Annotated in this window: 14 protein-coding genes; 3 read left to right on the forward strand and 11 right to left on the reverse strand. The window is 59.8% G+C overall.

Annotated elements, in window-relative coordinates; translation table 11 throughout:
• Nucleotides 1-53: 53 nt before the first annotated feature.
• From OFAG_RS06200 to OFAG_RS12855, 7 genes are all read right to left on the reverse strand, one after another.
• Nucleotides 54-1517, reverse strand: coding sequence for an NAD-dependent succinate-semialdehyde dehydrogenase (locus OFAG_RS06200; protein WP_005877219.1), 1464 nt, complete (start codon nucleotides 1515-1517; stop codon nucleotides 54-56).
• A gap of 232 nt (nucleotides 1518-1749) precedes the next feature.
• Nucleotides 1750-2586 carry a hypothetical protein gene (locus tag OFAG_RS12835; RefSeq protein ID WP_005877217.1) on the reverse strand — a complete coding sequence of 279 codons (837 nt, stop codon included), beginning with the start codon at nucleotides 2584-2586 and terminating at the stop codon, nucleotides 1750-1752.
• 11 nt (nucleotides 2587-2597) lie between these two features.
• Nucleotides 2598-3545 carry a hypothetical protein gene (locus OFAG_RS06210; protein WP_005877215.1) on the reverse strand — a complete coding sequence of 316 codons (948 nt, stop codon included), beginning with the start codon at nucleotides 3543-3545 and terminating at the stop codon, nucleotides 2598-2600.
• Between the two features lie 99 nt (nucleotides 3546-3644).
• Complete coding sequence (locus OFAG_RS12840; RefSeq protein ID WP_005877214.1) at nucleotides 3645-4304, reverse strand: DUF4376 domain-containing protein; 660 nt, start codon at nucleotides 4302-4304, stop codon at nucleotides 3645-3647.
• A gap of 9 nt (nucleotides 4305-4313) precedes the next feature.
• On the reverse strand, nucleotides 4314-5297 hold the full coding sequence (locus tag OFAG_RS12845; protein ID WP_147617684.1) for a phage tail protein: 984 nt from the start codon (nucleotides 5295-5297) through the stop codon (nucleotides 4314-4316).
• Nucleotides 5298-5394: 97 nt separating this feature from the next.
• A complete protein-coding gene (locus tag OFAG_RS12850) occupies nucleotides 5395-6054 on the reverse strand; it encodes a DUF4376 domain-containing protein (RefSeq protein ID WP_005877210.1) in 660 nt (219 codons plus the stop codon).
• Nucleotides 6055-6063: 9 nt separating this feature from the next.
• Entirely contained in the window at nucleotides 6064-7065 is a 1002-nt protein-coding gene (locus OFAG_RS12855) for a tail fiber protein (protein WP_005877208.1), read from the reverse strand.
• Between the two features lie 202 nt (nucleotides 7066-7267).
• Between OFAG_RS12855 and OFAG_RS06245 the strand changes: the two genes are divergently transcribed.
• Complete coding sequence (locus tag OFAG_RS06245) at nucleotides 7268-7732, forward strand: GNAT family N-acetyltransferase (RefSeq protein ID WP_005877206.1); 465 nt, start codon at nucleotides 7268-7270, stop codon at nucleotides 7730-7732.
• A gap of 987 nt (nucleotides 7733-8719) precedes the next feature.
• Nucleotides 8720-8926: a hypothetical protein gene (locus OFAG_RS06255; RefSeq protein WP_005877204.1), complete on the forward strand. Its 207-nt coding sequence runs from the start codon at nucleotides 8720-8722 to the stop codon at nucleotides 8924-8926.
• 751 nt (nucleotides 8927-9677) lie between these two features.
• Here the strand turns inward: OFAG_RS06255 and OFAG_RS13765 are convergent.
• Entirely contained in the window at nucleotides 9678-14807 is a 5130-nt protein-coding gene (locus OFAG_RS13765; RefSeq protein WP_187138758.1) for a tetratricopeptide repeat protein, read from the reverse strand.
• A 97-nt stretch (nucleotides 14808-14904) separates the two neighbouring features.
• Entirely contained in the window at nucleotides 14905-15708 is an 804-nt protein-coding gene (locus OFAG_RS12860; RefSeq protein ID WP_020994960.1) for a tail fiber protein, read from the reverse strand.
• Between OFAG_RS12860 and OFAG_RS14455 the strand changes: the two genes are divergently transcribed.
• The gene (locus tag OFAG_RS14455) at nucleotides 15707-15841 is read left to right on the forward strand and encodes a hypothetical protein (protein ID WP_261798460.1); all 135 of its coding nucleotides are present in this window, start codon (nucleotides 15707-15709) and stop codon (nucleotides 15839-15841) included. The two genes, OFAG_RS12860 and OFAG_RS14455, sit on opposite strands and share 2 nt — an antisense overlap.
• Here OFAG_RS14455 and OFAG_RS06280 read toward each other — a convergent pair.
• Nucleotides 15838-16179, reverse strand: a complete 342-nt coding sequence (locus OFAG_RS06280) for a hypothetical protein (RefSeq protein WP_020994961.1) — start codon at nucleotides 16177-16179, stop codon at nucleotides 15838-15840. The genes OFAG_RS14455 and OFAG_RS06280 overlap by 4 nt on opposite strands.
• Nucleotides 16180-16190: 11 nt before the next feature.
• A complete protein-coding gene (locus tag OFAG_RS14095) occupies nucleotides 16191-17120 on the reverse strand; it encodes a hypothetical protein (RefSeq protein WP_020994962.1) in 930 nt (309 codons plus the stop codon).
• Between the last annotated feature and the right edge of the window lie 350 nt (nucleotides 17121-17470).

The following is a 17470-nucleotide window of genomic DNA, read 5'->3' on the forward strand; positions in this document are numbered from 1 at the left end:
GCCATCCGTCTCCGGACGGCCACGCGGGGAAAGGGGAAGAGGGCGTCTTTTTTTTATTCCAGATTGCCCAGATGCAATGTCTTCACTTCCAGATAGTCTTCCAGTCCCAGCACCGAGCCTTCCCGGCCGAGTCCCGATTCCTTGACGCCGCCGAACGGGGCGACGGTGGAGGAAACGCCGGTGTCGTTGATGCCGATCATCCCGGCCTCGACCGCTTCCGACATCCGGAAAACGCGCGAGAGGTCTTTCGTATAGAAATACGCAGCCAGCCCGAAAGGCGTGTTGTTGGCGCGATAGACGGCTTCCTGTTCCGTTTGGAAGCGGAAACAGGCGGCGACCGGCCCGAAGGTTTCCTCGTGCGCGAGCGCCATATCGTCAGAGCAGTGCGAAAGCAGCGTCGGTTCGTAAAACGTGCCGCCCAGCGGACTCCGTTTGCCGCCGGTCACGATTTCCGCGCCTTTGTCCAGAGCGTCTTTGACGTGCCGTTCAACTTTTTCCAGCGCTTTTTCATCAATTAAGGGGCCGATGGCAACGCCGGGCGTCATGCCGTCGCCAACCGTCAGCCTGCCGATGGCTTCCGCCAGTTTTCCGACATAGGCGTCATAGACGGCATCCTGTACATAAATGCGGTTGATGGCGACGCACACCTGTCCGGCATTGCGGAACTTGTTGGCAACCGTGCCGGCCACGGCGGCGTCGATGTCGGCATCGTCGAACACGATCAAGGGCGCGTTGCCGCCCAGTTCCATCGTGACGCGCTTTAAGGTGTCGGCCGCGTTTCTGACCAGCGTCTTGCCGACCGCGGTCGAACCGGTGAACGTGATCTTGCGCACGTCGGAAGACGCCATGATCGCGTCGGAAATGGCGTGTGTATCGCCGCAGACGCCGTTCAGTACGCCGGGCGGGATGCCGGCCGCGTCGGCCAGCGCCAGCAGGGCATTGGCGCACAGCGGGGTTTCGGCGGCCGGCTTGATCAGCGCGGTGCAGCCGGCCGCCAGCGCGGGCCCCAGTTTCCGGGTCAGCATGGCCATCGGGAAATTCCAGGGCGTGATGGCGGCGACGACGCCGACCGGTTCGCGCGTTGCGAAAATCCGGGAATGCGGCTTGAAGGGCGGGATGATTTCCCCGTTGGCGCGCCGGGCTTCTTCGGCGAACCACTGGATGAAACTGGCGGCGTAATCGACTTCGCCCAATGCTTCGGGCAGGGGTTTGCCCTGTTCGGCCGTCATCAGTTCGCCGAGAAAGGGTTTGTTTTCCATAATCAGGGCATACCACCGGTTCAGGATGGCGGCCCGTTCGGCCGCGGTCGTTTTCCGCCAGTCGGAAAACGCCGTTTTCGCCGAAATGATGGCCGCTTCCGTTTCCTCGCGGCCGCTCCAGGCGACGTCGGCCAGCCGTTCGCCGGTGGCCGGGTTCGTGTCCGGGAACGTCTTGCCGGTCGTGATCCACTTGCCGTGGATGAAAGCGCCGGTCTTGAAAAATTCGTTGTTTTTGAGTCTGTCGTGCAGTGCGCTCATGGCGTCTCCTCGTTGTCAGGAACGTTTTTTGACAGGGACAAGCATACCGCAGGCAGACGGCTTTGACCATGATGCAAATGAAGGACAGGTATCCGCAAGGGCAGGCATGGCGGAATACGGCTTCGGGCATGGGCCGAAAGGCCTCTCCCTGCCGGGAGAGGCCTTGCGTGAAACAGGACGCCGCGTTCGCTCATGGCGCAAATGCGGCGGAAGACGGGGCGGCGACCGGTTTTCAGGCGCTTTCGCCGCAGGCGTGCCAGAGAAAACCGTTCCAGTGGCCGCTTTTCCTGTTGTTTAACTGGCAAGCCGTGAAACCGGAATCCGATTGGGCCGCCAGCCCGATGCTGGCGGCATGGTTCTTTTCTCCGGTGAAACCGGAGGGCGTCAGGCTGATGTGCCAAAGCGTTCCGAAAGCCCGCGGAAAAGCGATGGAAACCGTTCCTCCGGGGCCGATGGCGGCTTCTCCGCCCTGTTCCAGCCAGCCGTCCGGCCACAGGCAGTACCAGTTTTTCCCGTCGTGCCGCGAGTCGGCCATTTGCCTGTCAGTCGCCCGGCTAAAGGGGAGCGGGCCGGTTTCGCCGCTTGTGGTCTTGTCCGTTTCCGCCCGGCAGACGGACAGTTCGGCAGGAGCCTCAGGGCGGGAGGAAGAAGCGGGATTGCTGTGCCCGTCTGCGCCCCTGCCGGAAAAGTCGGCGGAAAAAGCCGGTTCTTCCGGACGGGTCTGGCCGCCTGCCGCGCCGGTTTTCGCGGCAGGGAACAAGCGGTTGTGAACGGTGTCCAGCGCGGCGGGCTTCTTTTCCGTGGCGTTGCCGGAGAACGCGGCCGGGGCCGGGTGCAGCGCCTCGTATTCGGCCTGCCAGCGTTCGACATAAGGGGCGACTTCGGCTTCATACGAGGCGATGGCTTCGTTCGACATGACCCCGCCGGTACGGTATTCGATATGGCCGCGGCCGTTGTGCCACTGGAGCGCGTGCAGGTTTTCGGCATGCGCCGTGAAGGCGCACGACAGGGCCATGCCGTCGCAAATGATGATCCCGTCGGCCGGAATGACGGTAACGTGTTCTTTCATACCGGGTCTCCTTACTGTTTCAGGATGAAGCAAAGGGCGTAATAGGGCGGTACGGTCGAAACCGAACCGGACAGGCTGTGGGAGTGGGGCTGGTTGCCGCCTTGTACTGTTGTGTACAAATAGGTAAAGGCAAAATTATCAGTGGTTCTTTCTACTTGAAATCCATTACCTGCGTTGCCACTACGGCTTATGTAATAACCAACGCCATGATTGTGCGATGGTATCTGATTGATCGTTAGAGTCGTCTCGCCTGTCTGGCCCGATACGGCACCAGTTGTCGCTCCTCCTTTTGCATACACCGCATACGCCTTGCCCGCCCCGACAACGAAGCGGTCGCGCAGGTCGGGCGTGCCGTTTTCTCCATTGCAGAGCAGCCAGCCGGAAGGGATATGGTCGGCCGCTCCCGAGTACATCGCGATCAGGCCGGAGGGGATGCCTTCGCTTTTGTCCAGCTTTTCCATCAGTTCGGTCTTGTCGGCCTTTTCGTCCAGTACCGGCATGAGGGAAACGCCGAAGGCAGGGTTTTCGAGCACCCATTTGTTCAGGGTGGCGTCGTATTTCATTTCCAGCCAGTGGCCGTCGCCGGCGATGTCGCCGGGCAAAAGGGGCAAGTTGTTGCCCTTGACGATCGGCAGGGCGCCGGTTTCGTCCGCCCGGAAAGTAGGGACAGCGGTCGTGCTGGCCGCTTTGGCCCGAATTTGCACATGCAGGCCGTGCAGCGGTTTCAGGATGGGCGGGGTGAAGGCGGCCGTCAGGGCGTCGGCCGTGCCGGCGGCGTCGGCGCGGTATTTTTCCTGTGCGCCGAAAACGTCGCGGGCGTCCTGTTTGTCGGCACTGTCGGTGCCGAAAAGATCGGCGATGAATTGCCGGAGGTTGCCCATCGCGAGCCGGAATTCGCCGGTCGTGGTTTCGGGTTTCTTGGTGCCTTCCAGCAGGTTCTTGTCAGGCAGAATAGCCATTCTCTCTCCATAAAAAAGCCTTCCCTGCCGGGAAGGGGGTGTGACAAAAAACGGGATACCCTGTTGCGGCCTATCCCGTCACAGAAACGGTTTCTTTTTTCAGGCTGCCATGCCGGACGCGATATCGACCGCTTCCAGTTTTTTCACCGACCGGGCCGCGGCAATGGCGTCGCACAAGGCCCACTTCCGCGCGTAAAGCGCTTCCCTGTGGGCGATGATCTCCAGTTGCAGGGTTTTCAGTTGCGAAAGCCTTAGCTCATGAAACGTGTTGTCATACGCACGGAACCGGGCCGTTTCCTGCCCTTTCGCTTCCATCGACAAAATAAGGTTCGCAACGTTCCGGCTCGCCGTCTCATCGGCATTAACCTCGAACCCGGCAGAAGACAGGCAATGCGCTTTTCCCGAAGCGCTGGCAAAAGCCGCATCCAGTTCGGCGAGTTTCCGTTGCCTGACCGTTTCCAGCGATGGCGGAGGCGGTTCCGTCAGGGCGCCTTCCGGGACGATCATGCCGGTTTCGGTGATCGTGTGTTCGGTGCCGTCGGGCAGCCAGTACGTCGTGCCGCGGTAATCGTAACGGACGCTCCAGCGTCCGTTTCGGAAGACGGCGCATTCGTGTTCGCCGGTGATGGGCGGTTCGAGTTCAGTGGCGTTGGCCGGAATCAGCCAGACGTCCTTTTCGCGCGGGGACGGTTCGGCCGTGGTTTCGCCGACATAAAGGCCAGCTTCGTCGTATTCATAAACGGTTCGTGTTGCTTTCATGGTTGCTCCTTAATATTTGATGCAGTAGCGGACGGTGATGGACGGCGGCCGGACGGTGTCGGAGGCGCCATAAATCGGATTGGAACGGGAAGCCTCGAATCCAGCCCGGTAATGGTTTTGACTTCCTGCGTGATAGCCTCCAAATGCGCCTACGTCGATATTATAAAAGGCGCCTGTCTGATAAGCGGTTGCATGGGCAATGGCTCCCGATACAATCGTTCCTGTCACATTCGGCAAACCGGCCGCCAATACTCTCCCCGCCGTGTCATTACCCTGCATCCAGCGTCCCCGGAAATCCGGCAGATTGAACGTCGTCAGCCCGTCTCCGCCGTAAGTTCCGCCGATCACCGCACAGAGTTCCGGGTAGGCCGACGGGCTCAGGCTTGCGCCATTGCAATACAGAAAGCCCTCCGGCGTGATGTTGCCGCCGACGGCGATAATGGTGCCGGCCGGCAGCTTTTCCGCCTTGTCCAGTTTGCCGGCCAGTTCTGCCATGATTTCCCACCGGTCGGCTTTTTCATTCACAACCGGCATGACCGAGACGCCGAAAGCGGGATTTTCCAGCACCCATTTTTCAAGGCTTCCGTCGTATTGCATTTCCAGCCAGTGACCATTTCCGGCGATGTCGCCGGGCAAAAGGGGCAAGTTGTTGCCCTTGACGATCGGCAGGGCGCCGGTTTCGTCCGCCCGGAAAGTCGGGGCGGCATTCGTGTTGGCCGAACGGGCCCTGACGCGCACATGCATGCCGTGCAGGGGAACCGTTACCGTGTGCGGGAAAACCGCTTCCAGGGCGTCGGAAGTGCCGGACGCTTCAGCCTGATACTTTTCCTGCACACCGAAAATGTCGCGCGCCTCCTGCTTGTCACGACTGTCGGTGCCGAAAAGATCCGCGATGAATTGCCGGAGGTTGCCCATCGCGAGCCGGAATTCGCCGGTCGTTGTTTCAGGCTCTTTCGTGCCCTCCAGCAGGTTTCTGTCGGGTAGTCTGGTCATGGTGTCTCCATAAAAAAAGACCTTCCTGCAAGGGAAGGCCGGGGTGGCATAATAAAAAAGGCGCGTGTGCGCCCGGTAATCAATGACGGTGCCGTTTTCAGACGGGCTGGTCAAAGGTAATGTCGATGTTTTCAAGCGCTTTTACCGACCGGGCGGCGGCAATCGCATCGCGCAAGGCCCATTTCCGGGCATAGAGCGCTTCCCTGTGGGCGATGATCTCCAGTTGCAGGGTTTTCAGTTGTGAAAGCCTTAGCTCATGAAACGTGTTGTCATACGCACGGAACCGGGCCGTTTCCTGCCCCTTCGCTTCCATCGACAGGACAAGATTCGCGACATTTTGGCTTGCCGTCTCATCGGCATTAACCTCGAACCCGGCAGAAAACAGGCAATGCGCTTTTCCCGAAGCGCTGGCAAAAGCCGCATCCAGTTCGGCGAGTTTCCGTTGCCTGACCGTTTCCAGCGATGGCGGCGGCGGTTCCGTCAGGGCGTCTTCCGGGACGATCATGCCGGTTTCGGTAATCGTGTGTTCGGTGCCGTCGGGCAGCCAGTACGTCGTGCCGCGGTAATCGTAACGGACGCTCCAGCGTCCGTTTCGGAAGACGGCGCATTCGTGTTCGCCGGTGATGGGCGGTTCGAGTTCAGTGGCGTTGGCCGGAATCAGCCAGACGTCCTTTTCGCGCGGGGACGGTTCGGCCGTGGTTTCGCCGACATAAAGGCCGGCTTCGTCGTATTCGTAAACGGTTCGTGTTGCTTTCATGGTTGCTCCTTAATATTTGATGCAGTAGCGGACATTTATTGACGGGGGACAGACTGTATCGGAAGCGCCGTAGATGCCATTCGACAGGGAAGCGTTGAAAACCACCATTGCAGGGCCGCCCGTATTGGAGTTGTAGGCTCCGGAACCGCCGCCAGTATAGGAGCCTGCAAAAACGCCTGTTCCGTTGGGTTCCGGGCCGTAAGACCAGCAAAAGTCGGTTATCGTACCGTAGAGATTCGGCAACCCTGCCGCCAGTACGCCTCCTGCCTTGTCGCTCCCTCTCATCCACCGGTTCCGCAAATCCGGCAGATGGAACATCGTCGCGCCATCGCCGCCATAGGTATAGCCGATGACGGCAAAGAGTTCCGGGTAAACGGAAATCAGCAACGGGGCGCCGTTGCAGTGCAGATAACCGTCTGGCGTGACGTTGCCGGCGACGGCGATCACGCTGCCGACGGGTATTTTTTCGGTGTTGTCGAGTTTTCCGGCCAGTTTTTCGTCCAGTTCCGTTTTGTCGGCTTTTTCCGCCAGTTTCGGTTCCATGAACGCGTCAACCGAGACGCCGCAGGCCGGGTTTTCGAGCACCCATTTGTTCAGGGTGGCGTCGTATTTCATTTCCAGCCAGTGGCCGTCCCCGGCGATGTCGCCGGGCAAAAGGGGCAGGTTGTTGCCCTTGACGACCGGCAGGGCGCCGGTTTCGTCCGCCCGGAAAGTCGGGGCGGCATTCGTGTTGGCTTCTTTGGCCCGAACTTGCGCGTGCAGGCCGTGCAGCGGTTTCAGGATGGGCGGGGTGAAGGCGGCCGTCAGGGCGTCGGCCGTGCCGGCGGCGTCGGCGCGGTATTTTTCCTGTGCGCCCAGCGTGTCGCGGGCGTCCTGTTTTTTCGAGCTGTCATTGCCGAGCAACTCGGCAATGAATTGCCGGAGGTTGCCCATCGCGAGCCGGAATTCGCCGGTCGTCGTTTCAGGCTCTTTCGTGCCTTCCAGCAGGTTTTTGTCGGGAAGAATAGCCATGTTTTCTCCATAAAAAAAGGCCTTCCTGCCAGGGAAGGCCTGTGTCGGTCAATAAAAAAGGGCGCAAACGCGCCCCACACCCTTATTTTAAGGGGAAATTTTTTTTCGGTCAGCTCAAACCGGCCGTTTTTTTATTTTATTTTCATGAATTTGAGGTTATAGTCGCGTTTTGTTTTTTCTTTTTTCTGGAAGGACATTCGTTTTGAGAATTCTGAAAGCGCAACCCGAGGATCTGGGCGTGATTCTGGCCTTGCAGTACCGTGCCTATCGCAGTGAAGCCCGATTGCTGGGCAATGACCGGATACCGCCTCTGATGCAGACGCTGAAAGAGGTGGAAAAGGAATTCAGGGAAGGCATTATCCTGAAAGCGGTGGATGAAGCCGGGGTGATTATCGGTTCGGTCAGGGCGCGCGAGGAAGGCGATACGCTTTATATCGGCAAGCTGATGGTCTTGCCGGAAAAGCAGGGCCGGGGCATCGGGACGCAATTGCTGGTCGCGATCGAAAAATCGTGTCCGAAACCGCGCTACGAACTGTTCACGAGCAACATCAGCATCAAAAACCTGAAGCTCTATGAAGGGCTGGGATACAAACGCTTCAAAGAAGAACAGGTGACGCCCAACCTGAATTTCGTCTATATGGAAAAGGTAATGAAAACGCCTGCCTGAGCGGAAGGCGAAAAAGCTCGGGAAGACGGCAGCCCGGATTATTCCGGCTGCCGTTTTGGTTTGTTTGGCCCGAAAAAGGCGCCTGGCCTGCCGGAACCGGTTCCCGCGAGGGAGACGGTGTCTTTTTCATCAGGTTTCGACCGTTTCTTTTTTCATCCCTGCGCTTCCGGCTCGCGAGCCGGGAAGTCCGCTTGCCGGGATTGGCGGGGACAGGTCCGGGGCGTCCGGTTCTCCCGCCGGGCAGGGAGGAGGCCTTGGACGCGGGAAAAGAAAAGGCCTTTCTTCCTGACAACCGGCCGAAGGCCATGAACGGGACAGTGTCATACGTCTTGACAAGGCGCATCGCATCGCGGGTTTTGCCGCCTTGCGGGAACCCGCCTGTTTCCGGAGGGGAAAAGCGGCTGTGCGGACCGGTCGCTGTTTGCTGAACGGGCGCGAAGCGGGAAGGATACAGCCGCCTGAACGTTGCGCCTTGCCTGCGCCAGACGGTATCGGCGGGGCAGGGTGTTCAACAGCGGGAACGGAAAAGTGTCCAAACACTTTTTTGCTGCAAGGCAGGGAATGAAGTAAAGTGGCAGACGGAGCCGTCATGGCGGTTCCGGAGGGCTGAACACCCTCTGCTTAACTCGGCTGGCAACCGATAAAGTGCTACCGACGTATGCCAGCGTGCGGGTTTATACTCGCGCGTTGGTGGCGGCGGTTGCACATTTTTTATGTGTGCAAAAACAACATGATCGGGTTTTCGATAAAACATACTTGTTTTGTTAATTGACTCGCAAGTGACGCACAAGCGGTACTGAACATACCTTGACTGAGCGACATTTGCGGGTCGATAGCCAATGTCGGTTCTCGTCTTCAGTCAAACGGGACGGGCGGGTGTCTGTGAATAAAAGACCTTCTCCGGAAGGAAATAAGCAGGCAGTGTAGTTAGGGCTGTGTTCAGCACCCGCTCTCCCGACCCTCGCACGGTCGTAACCGGACGAACACATGAATGACGAAGAGACCTTTTTTATCGCCGATCTGGGCGAACGCAGGGAAATTTTCATTAACGGACAAACCGAAAAAATCCCCCGGTACGTGGTCTGGAACAAAGCGGCGACAAAAATCGTTGAGCAGAGTGACGATCTGTCTTATCTGCTGGACAAGTATCGTCTGTCACGCATCCACGTGCTGAAGTATCGTCGTATTGAATGATTCAGGCCAACGGCTTGCCGGGTGGGGCAGCCGGTCGCCGTCGCGGCGCGAACGGTCTGAACCGGAATCGCGGTTTGCCGGCCGGATGCCAATGGCTTGTCCGGACTGGCGGACAAAACCCTGGCCGGTTTTGCCGGTTCTTTTGTCTGCCGTTCAGGACTGGCCTGCCGCTTGCGAGCCGGTTTTCTTTTCAATCGAACGGGACGGGCGGGTGGCTGTGAATAAGAGACCTTCTCCGGGGGGAAATCAGCAGGCAGTGTCGTTAAAGCTGTGTTCAGCGCCCGCTTTCCAGGCCATACCGTGGCGGCGCGGCAAAACGGGCAGCGTGCTGCTGCCGCTGATGTCGGGAGACGCGCCGGGCTGTTTTCTTATTCTTGTCGCTAAGGTATCGCCGAACCGGAAAAGGCTTCCGGCGCGCGCCGGAGCAAGGCGTTTGTGGCGCTCCGGTTACGGCGGCGGTGTTCACGGTTTTTTCTTCTGTTTCCGTCTGTTTGTCCTTGTTTTCCAACAGCGGCAGGGCCGGGTTTGACGGGTTTGCCCGGAGGCGCGGAAAAACGTGTCCGCTTCTCTGAAAGCATGCCGGGGCGGAAGGAGGTTGTGGCTTCTGAAACGCTGAATGCGGCCCGATCCGGCTTGCCGTTCGGGGTTCATGCCGCGCCGCTTCGGAGGGAACGGTCTTGCGGCAGGGCGGGAAAAGGCCGCGCAGCGAGCCGGGAGCGTGCGGCGTTTTGCGCCGTCAGGGAAACGGGGGTTACCGGCCCATTTCGTTCAGCCTTTTTTGCGCCTTGGCATTGCCGTTTCCGGCGGCCAGCGTGTACCAGTGGATGGCTTGCGCCCTGTCTTTCGGCACGTCCGATCCGGATTCATGGTACCGGCCAAGCAGGTATTGCGCGCCGGGCTGTCCCCGTTCGGCCGCTTCGCGCACCAGGGCAAGGCCTTTCTTTTTGTCGATGGGGGTTCCCGTTCCGGACAGGTAGCAGTTTCCCAGCAGAAAGAGGGCGGTGGGATCGCCGTCGCGCGCGCCTTCGGTGTACCAGTAGAAGGCTTTTTTCGTGTCCTTTTGGGTGCCAAGGCCCTGTTCGTAAAGGAAGGCGAGGGCGCTCTGGGCGTCGCGGTGTCCGGCCTTGGCGGCCAGCAAGTGCCAGTGGAAGGCTTTGGCGTGGTCTTTGGGCACGCCCAGTCCCATCTGATAGCGCATGCCCAGATCGTAGCGGGCTTCGGCAAAGTCGTGTTGCGCGGCTTTTTCCGTCCAGTAAAACGCCTTTTTTTCGTCTTTTTCGACGTAAAAGCCCTTGTCGTAAGCGCGGGCAAGCCGGTATTGGGCGATTTCATCGTCGCCGTTCGCCGCTTTTTCAAGCCATCCAAAGCCCGTTGCCCTATCCTGCGGCAGGCCGATGCCGTAAATGTAAAGCAGGGCCAGATGGTATTGCGCCGCCGGGTCGTCCTGCCGGGCGGCGGCATGCAGGAGCGTGGCGCCGCGGCTTTCGTCTTTCGCTGTGCCGCGGCCGTCGATCAAGGCCAGTCCGGCTTCCCGCATGGCTTCCACGTTTCCCGATGCGGCGCTCTGGCTGTACCAGTAAAAGGCCTGGGCGTCGTCCCGGGCGAGGCCAAGGCCTTCCCTGTAGAGGATGCCGAGCGCGTACTGGGCTTTGGGGAAGCCCGCTTCGGCAGAGCGCGTGTACCAGTGGGCGGCTTTGGCGAAGTCCTGTTCGCCGCCGTCTCCGGTGTCATAGCAGCGCGCCAGCCCGAATTGGCCGCCGGGTTCGTCTTGCCGGGCCGCTTTTTCAAACCAGAGGCAGGCCATTTTTGCGTTTTGGGGAACGCCCATCCCTTTGCTGTACAGTACGCCAAGCAGGTTCTGGGCTTCGGGCTGGCCTTTTTCGGCGACCGGGACAAGGATGTCCAGCGCTTTTCCGGTATCTTTTGGGACGCCGTTTCCGAGCAGGGTCATGTAGCCCAGCACGAAGGAGGCGTCGAGGTTGCCGTTACGGGAAGCCTTTTCGATCCAGAAGGCGGCCTGTTTTTCGTTTTTTGCAACGCCATGTCCGTTCCAGAGGGCTTTCCCGGTCATGTACTGGGCCTCAGCATAGCCGGCTTCGGCGGCCTGAAGAAAGGAGGCGAAGGCTTTTTTGGGGTCTTGCGGCGTGCCACGGCCTTCCTGATAACAATAGCCGAGGTAATGGAGGGCGGTCGGGTCGCCGGTTTGCGCCGCGTTTTCCAGCAGGGCAAAAGCTTTTCCGTCGTTTTTTTCGCTGTCAGGCGCGATGAGCAGTTGAAGGGCCTCGACGATGTCGCCTCTGGCGTTGTCGTCCCTGGTGACAGGCGGCGCGTTTTCCGCGGGATCGGACGCCCGGAAAGCGGCCGTTTGCGCGGTCCGGTTCCATCCGCTTTCCGACAGGGCTTGGATGGCGTCGGGCTGGTTTTGCGCGGCCGCTTTTTCCAGCCACTGGCGGCCTTTTTCCGGGTTTTGGGGAACGTTTTTTCCCAGGAGATAAAGCGTTCCCAGCAGGTACCGGGCGTCGGCATTTCCCTGTTCGGCGGCCTCGGTCAGCCATGTCAGGGCGGTTTCCGTTTCGTCGAAAGCAGCAAGGCTTGCCAGGGCGAGGATAGCGGCCTGATAGCGGGCCTGTGCCGGGCCCTGTTTTCCGGCCTTGACGAGCCAGCTTGCGCCGCTTGCCGGATCGGCCGGGCCGCCTTCGCCGTTGAGCAACATGAGGCCATAGGCATGCTGTGCGTTCGCATGGTTTTGCGCGGCGGCTTTTTCGAGCCATTGCCGCGCTTTGGGCTTGTTTTCCGGAATGATATCGCCATCGCGGAAAGCAAGACCCAACTGGTATTGGGCTTCGGCATGGCCGTTTTTGGCGGATTTTTCCATCCACCGGAAAGCTTCCGCGGGATTTTTTTCGCCGCCTTCCCCATTGAGCGTCAGGACACCCAGCCAGTATTGCGCTTCGGCGTGACTCTGGTCTGCCGCCTTGCGATACCACTGGCGCGCGGCTTCGGGGTTTTCAGGAAGGCGCTTTCCGATGTGGTTTTCCACTCCAAGGCGGTACTGGGCCGCCGGGTCGCCGTTTTCGGCCGCTTTTTCCAGCCATTGAAGCGCCATGGCGTCGTTTTTCGCGGTGCCGCTTGCATTGGTGTAAAGGAGGGCCAGTTTGTACTGGGCTTTCGTATCGCCCTGCCGGGCCGCTTTTTCGTAAAGGGCAAACGCTTCTTCCGGGTTTTCCGGACCGCCCAGTCCTTCCAGCAGGCAGGTCGCCAGCCAGTATTGCGCCTTGACGTGGCCCTGTTCGGCAGCCTGGCGGTACCACCGGCGGGCGGCTTCGAGGTTTTTGGGGATGCCTTCTCCGTTATGGTTCAGGATGCCCAGCGTGTACTGGGCGTCGGCATTCCCGTTTTTGGCGGCTTTTTCAAACCAGACGAGGGCTTTGCTGACATCTTGCGCGTCACTTGTTCCTTCCTGAAGACAATGGGCATACCAGTATTGCGCTGTGGCATAGCCCTGTTCGGCGGCGCGCCGGTACCATTCGCATGCCGCTTTCAGGTTTTTGGGGATGCGTTTTCCGGTATGGTTTTCCGTGCCCATCCAGTATTGGGCGTTGGCGTATCCCTTTTGCGCGGCTTCGCTTATCCATCTGAGCGCGGTTTTGGCCGATTCGGGGGAAGAGTCGTGAGCCAGTATGGCTTGCCCCCTGAAATACATGCCTTGCGGATCGCCCTGCTGCGCCGCTTCCAGAAGCAGGCGGGCTCCCGTTTTCGGATCGGCCGGGCCGCCTTCGCCGTTTCCCAGCATGAGGGCATAGGCGCTTTTCGCCGCGGCATGGTTCTGTGCGGCCGCTTTTTCCAGCCATTGCCGCGCTTTTTGCTTGTCTTCGGGAACACCCCTTCCGTCCCGGTAGGCCTGGCCGAGCAGGTATTGGGCTTCGGGCTGGCCGTTTTCCGCCGCGCGGGAAAGCCATTTTCGCGCTTTCGTCTCGTCTTTGGCGACGCCTTGTCCCGCATGGTACATCCGTGCCAGATTGAGCTGGGAGAGGGGATCGCCGTATTGTGCCGCTTTTTCAAACCAGATGAAGGCTTGCCCTTCGTCTTTGGCGACGCCTTTGCCGGCAAAATAGGCGCCGCCCATCATGTTTTGCGCCTGAATGTCGCCTTTTTCGGCGGCGCTTTTGAGGTAGGGAATGGCTTTTTCCGGATCGGCAACGCCACTTTCGTCATGAAAGAGCAAGGCGCCGAGCAGGAGTCCCGCCTCGGTATGGTCCTGTGCGGCGGCTTTTTCAAGCCAGAGGACGGCTTCTTTCCGGTTTTGGGCAACGCCGACGCCGGCGGTCAGCATTTTGCCGTAGAGGTTCTGGCTTTCCGCGTCGCCCGCTTCGGCGGCACGGCGGTACCAATAGGCCGCTTTTTTCATATCGACGCCGACGGCAAGGCCGGACTGATAGAGCGATCCCATCAGGCGCGTGGCTTCCAGATCGTTCCTTTCAGCCGCTTCTTCTACCCATTGGACGGCCTGTTTCGCTTCGTCGGGATTGTCTTTTTGCCGGGAATAACGCAGGAGATATGCCATTGCCAGCGACAGTTGCGCTTGCGGCCAGCCGCCTTTGGCCGAACGCACGAGCCATTTCCGCGCTTCGTCCGGGTTTTGGGGGAGGCCAGCGCCGTTTTTGTATTGTTTGTAAAGATGGTATTGCGCCTGTGCGTTGCCTGCATGGGCCGCTTTTTCCAGCCATCCGGCCGCTTCCTTTTCGTTTTGCGGCAGGCCGACGCCGTAAAGCAGGGCCAGTCCCATGCCGGTCTGCGCTCCGACATGGCCGTTTTCCGCGGCGATTCGGTACCAGTACATCGCTTCCCGTTCGCTTTTGGCCGTTCCCCGGCCTTTGGCGTAGCAGCCGGCGAGCCAGTACTGGGCGTCCGGCAGGTTTTGCCGGGCGCTTTGCAAAAACCAGTCGAAGGCTTTTTGGGGGTTGACGGTCGTGCCTTTCCCGGACAGATACATCAGGCCGAGAAAATATTGCGCATACGGTTCGCCGGCTTTGGCCGCTTCCTCAAACCGGAGGCGGGCGGCGTGCCAGTCCGGTTTGCCGGCAAGGCCCGAGGCCCGGATTGCCCCCGTCAGGGTTTTCATCAGCGGATCATCTGTCACCTGTTCCGCTTTTTCCAGCGCTTTTTCCAGCTCCGTGTCCGCCGGGAAGGCGTTTTGCCGGTTTTCTGCGGCGGAAAAGGAGGCATACGGATCCAAAGCCGTCGCAACGGCATGGGCGGCCGGCCCGCTTGCGAGAAGCGCCGCCAGACACAGGGCAGGGAGCGCGCGGGAGAGAAAGGAAGGGAAAAAGGGCATGGTGTTCTGGGCGGTGAGGCGTGTGCGCACGGTGTTGACGGTATTGAAAATGATCTTAGCAGGTCGGGAAAGTGTCGTGAAGCGTTCGGTGGAATCAGTGGGGAAAGTGCGACAGGGAGCGACAACATGCGGGCGATCGGTTGTCCCGCCGTTTTTGGCGGGGTGGCGCCGGAACGGTTTGAAACCGGGGGAGAGGGAAAACCGGAAACGGGGAAAGCGGAAAAACGGGAAAGCGGGAAAGCGGTCAGCCGTGGATGGCGTTTTTCGCTCTGGATGGGAATGTCCGTCTGGCGGGCGACAGGTGTGCCCGAAGAGGGCTTTTCTGCCCGGTTTTTCCCGCCACGCGGGTTGGGGGGCGATCTGGCGCGGGTTGTGTGCCGTTCGGCGGGGTTTTCTTTTGAAAAAAACGGCATGGCATGGCGGGGGCAGGTACCCGGCTTTCCTGTCTGTCCGGTTCGGCGTCATGTCGGGAGAGAAAAAGTGGGGGGTAAAAAAGCGAACAGCGTCATGGCGGGGTGTCGTGCCCGGAGGCAGGCTGGCTTTCATTCCCGATTTGTCCCACCGGCTGGCGGGCGAAACCGGCGGGAGCCGGCAGGAGGCCCTGCCGGTTTTTGCAGCCGCTTTTTTGCCGGTGTCCTTTGGACTAGACCCGGTTGATGGCGGCATGAAAGGCCTTGATGCAGGGCAAGAGCGTCAGGGCAGGGGGCTGGACAGTATCGGAAGCGCCGAACAGTGCGTTGCTTCTGCTTAAATCCGTTGCGACAGAACAGTTCACAAACCATTCCGATCCGCTGGCGGAAGAGGAGGGATTCACGATGGAATTGCTCGCGTGCAGGGAATGAAACATGCCGCTCATCGCTATTTCCGCCAGATCATGTGTTGCGCTTGGCGAGTTTTTGGCGGCAAAGCCGGTAAAAGTGCCGGTGGCGTTAGGCAATCCGGCTTCCTTCACCGTTCCCGGTGTCGCGCTGCCTTCGGCAAACCGCCCGATCATGTCCGGCAGATTGAAGGTGGTTTCCCCGTCGCCGGCTCCGAAGGCGGTTCCGATCGCGGAAAAGAGTTCCGGATACATGTCCCGCCCGACAGCCGCGCCGTCACATTTCAGATAGCCGGCAGGCGGTTCGGCCATCGCGAAATAGTGAACGCTTCCGACCGGTACGCCGCTTTCGGCCATTGCCTGTATGGCGGCTTCCAGTGTGCTTGCGTCCGTCTTGGCGTCCAGTTCGGACCGGTCGGCCTTGTTTCGGGCCAGAACGTCAAGGCGGCTCTCCAGTTCCGCCAGATCAATGCCCAGCGCCAGCCGTGCCGCTTCCTTGTCGGCACTGTCTTCCCCCAGCAGTTCATTCAGATAGTCCCGCAGTTTGCCGAGGGCGTCTTTCATTTCCCCCGTGGTCGTTTTCGGCAGCTTGCTGCCGTCCAGCAGGTTTTTTTCAGGTAATTGGGTCATGTCGTTCTCCATAAAAAAGACCCGCTTCACCGAAGCGGGTCATGACAAAATAAAAATCGCTCTTGAAAGCGGCGTTTCCAGCGGGATGCGCCGGGGTACGCGATGGGCCGCTATTGCCCGTTCCGAAAGCTAGCGATGAAGGTGGATATGGATTTCCAGTCGCTGGAACGGTTCCGCTTGTATTTCCCTTTCCGGCCCGGCTTTGGTTTCCGGTTCCGCTGTGGCCGTAACAGGCGTTTCGCTGAAAGAGGAAGCGGGCGTTGCGGAAACCGCCGCCGCTTCCTGTCCGGTCATGGCCGGTTTTTCCGCAAGGGGCAGGGAAACGGCAGGCGCAGTGAACCGGCCATCGGCGTAAACATGGCCCGTCTGTACGTGGCCGGGGGCCTCGATCCACCGGAAATCAGGGTGAACGTCGAACGGGACAGCGGCCGTTTCGATGACGCGGCCGGTTTTATCAATGAGTGCGTGCATGATGTTCTCCTTTACCATTCGATGTAACAGGCACCGGGCAAACCGGCTACCGTGCCTCCGCCGCCGGCGCCGACTGTTACCGCTACGGCTTCTCCCGGTGTCACCGTGATATAAGCCGCGACACTTCCGCCCGAACCGCCGACAGAGGAGGCATCCTTTGCGCTTCCGCCTCGGCCTGCCCCAAAACTGTAAGTGTCTATCCACCCGCCGCAGGCAAAGGTCTTGGCGGGGACGCTGCCGCCACCCGAAGCACGGCCCGCGTTGCCTGCCGTTGCAATGCAGGGGCCTGTAGCCGAGCCTGCCGCGCCGGCTCCTCCCGCGACCTCATCGTCATACCCGCCGCCTCCGCCGGGAGCCGTTGCGTACGCGCCGAAACTGGTCACCCCTCCGGCGCCGCCTGTACCGTGATACCACCCGCCGCCTCCACCGCCGCCCACACACATCACAAATACCTGTGTCACCCCGGCAGGTACCGTAAAGATGCCGGATGAGGTGAAAAGCTGCATCCCGTGCCGGAGGGCGGATATCCGGTTATTGACATAATTTTTAATCCCTTCACTGGTCACAGGCCGCGTACTCCCGGCTGTGGGCGTGCTGTCGGCGATAATGCCGTAGCTCTCCAGCGTATCCGACCTTTCCGGTTTGTTTGCCAGATGGTTGTAGTCGCCGGTGGTAGCGACAAGGGAAAGCTCGTTTTTGTTCGCTTTTTCCTCCAGCGCCGCGTCAACCGCCTGTTTGTCGGCTTTGGAAGCGATGCCGTCATTCAGGCGGCTGATGTCGATGCCGAGGGTTTGGCGGGCGGTTTCCTTGTCCGAACTTTCGTCGCCGAAGAGTTCGAAGAGGAATTGGCGGATATTGCCCATCGCGAGCCGGAATTCGCCGGTGGTGGTTTCGGGGTTTTTCGTGCCGTCGAGCAGTTCTTTTTCTGGCAGTTTTGTCATGGTTTTCTCCATAAAAAAAGACCCCGCTTCAAATGAAGGAGGTCTGTGTTGATCTTGCTTGCGGTTTTCAGTTTTCCGGGCGCAATCTGGGCGCCACAGGGGAATGGTAGTATAAAAAAATTTTTCGGTCAGCTGCTGTCGCGTATCGGACTCTGGCGCAACCTGTTGGCGCGTTGCCGCTCAGGATATGCCTTAAGCCGGTTTTCCGGCAACAGGCTGGCGCTCTCCGGCATGCTTTTTTTGTGAGGTGATGGGCCAGCGCCTTGCCTGAAAAGACGGCTTTTTTTACCCTGTCCGGTAAAGGTTTCCGGGAAAACGGAATCCGCGGGCCGGAATAAGGGCGTCCCGGT

This window comes from Oxalobacter paraformigenes (assembly GCF_000158475.2).
Lineage (GTDB): Bacteria > Pseudomonadota > Gammaproteobacteria > Burkholderiales > Burkholderiaceae_D > Oxalobacter > Oxalobacter paraformigenes.

What these genes read in the sequence shown, in the direction of transcription:
- OFAG_RS06200 (WP_005877219.1), bottom strand. Translation starts at nt 1,517, where the DNA reads ATGAGCGCACTGCACGACAGACTCAAAAACAACGAATTTTTCAAGACC.
- OFAG_RS12835 (WP_005877217.1), bottom strand. Translation starts at nt 2,586, where the DNA reads ATGAAAGAACACGTTACCGTCATTCCGGCCGACGGGATCATCATTTGC.
- OFAG_RS06210 (WP_005877215.1), bottom strand. Translation starts at nt 3,545, where the DNA reads ATGGCTATTCTGCCTGACAAGAACCTGCTGGAAGGCACCAAGAAACCC.
- OFAG_RS12840 (WP_005877214.1), bottom strand. Translation starts at nt 4,304, where the DNA reads ATGAAAGCAACACGAACCGTTTATGAATACGACGAAGCTGGCCTTTAT.
- OFAG_RS12845 (WP_147617684.1), bottom strand. Translation starts at nt 5,297, where the DNA reads ATGACCAGACTACCCGACAGAAACCTGCTGGAGGGCACGAAAGAGCCT.
- OFAG_RS12850 (WP_005877210.1), bottom strand. Translation starts at nt 6,054, where the DNA reads ATGAAAGCAACACGAACCGTTTACGAATACGACGAAGCCGGCCTTTAT.
- OFAG_RS12855 (WP_005877208.1), bottom strand. Translation starts at nt 7,065, where the DNA reads ATGGCTATTCTTCCCGACAAAAACCTGCTGGAAGGCACGAAAGAGCCT.
- OFAG_RS06255 (WP_005877204.1), top strand. Translation starts at nt 8,720, where the DNA reads ATGAATGACGAAGAGACCTTTTTTATCGCCGATCTGGGCGAACGCAGG.
- OFAG_RS13765 (WP_187138758.1), bottom strand. Translation starts at nt 14,807, where the DNA reads ATGAAAGCCAGCCTGCCTCCGGGCACGACACCCCGCCATGACGCTGTT.
- OFAG_RS14455 (WP_261798460.1), top strand. Translation starts at nt 15,707, where the DNA reads ATGTCGTTCTCCATAAAAAAGACCCGCTTCACCGAAGCGGGTCATGAC.
- OFAG_RS12860 (WP_020994960.1), bottom strand. Translation starts at nt 15,708, where the DNA reads ATGACCCAATTACCTGAAAAAAACCTGCTGGACGGCAGCAAGCTGCCG.
- OFAG_RS06280 (WP_020994961.1), bottom strand. Translation starts at nt 16,179, where the DNA reads ATGCACGCACTCATTGATAAAACCGGCCGCGTCATCGAAACGGCCGCT.
- OFAG_RS14095 (WP_020994962.1), bottom strand. Translation starts at nt 17,120, where the DNA reads ATGACAAAACTGCCAGAAAAAGAACTGCTCGACGGCACGAAAAACCCC.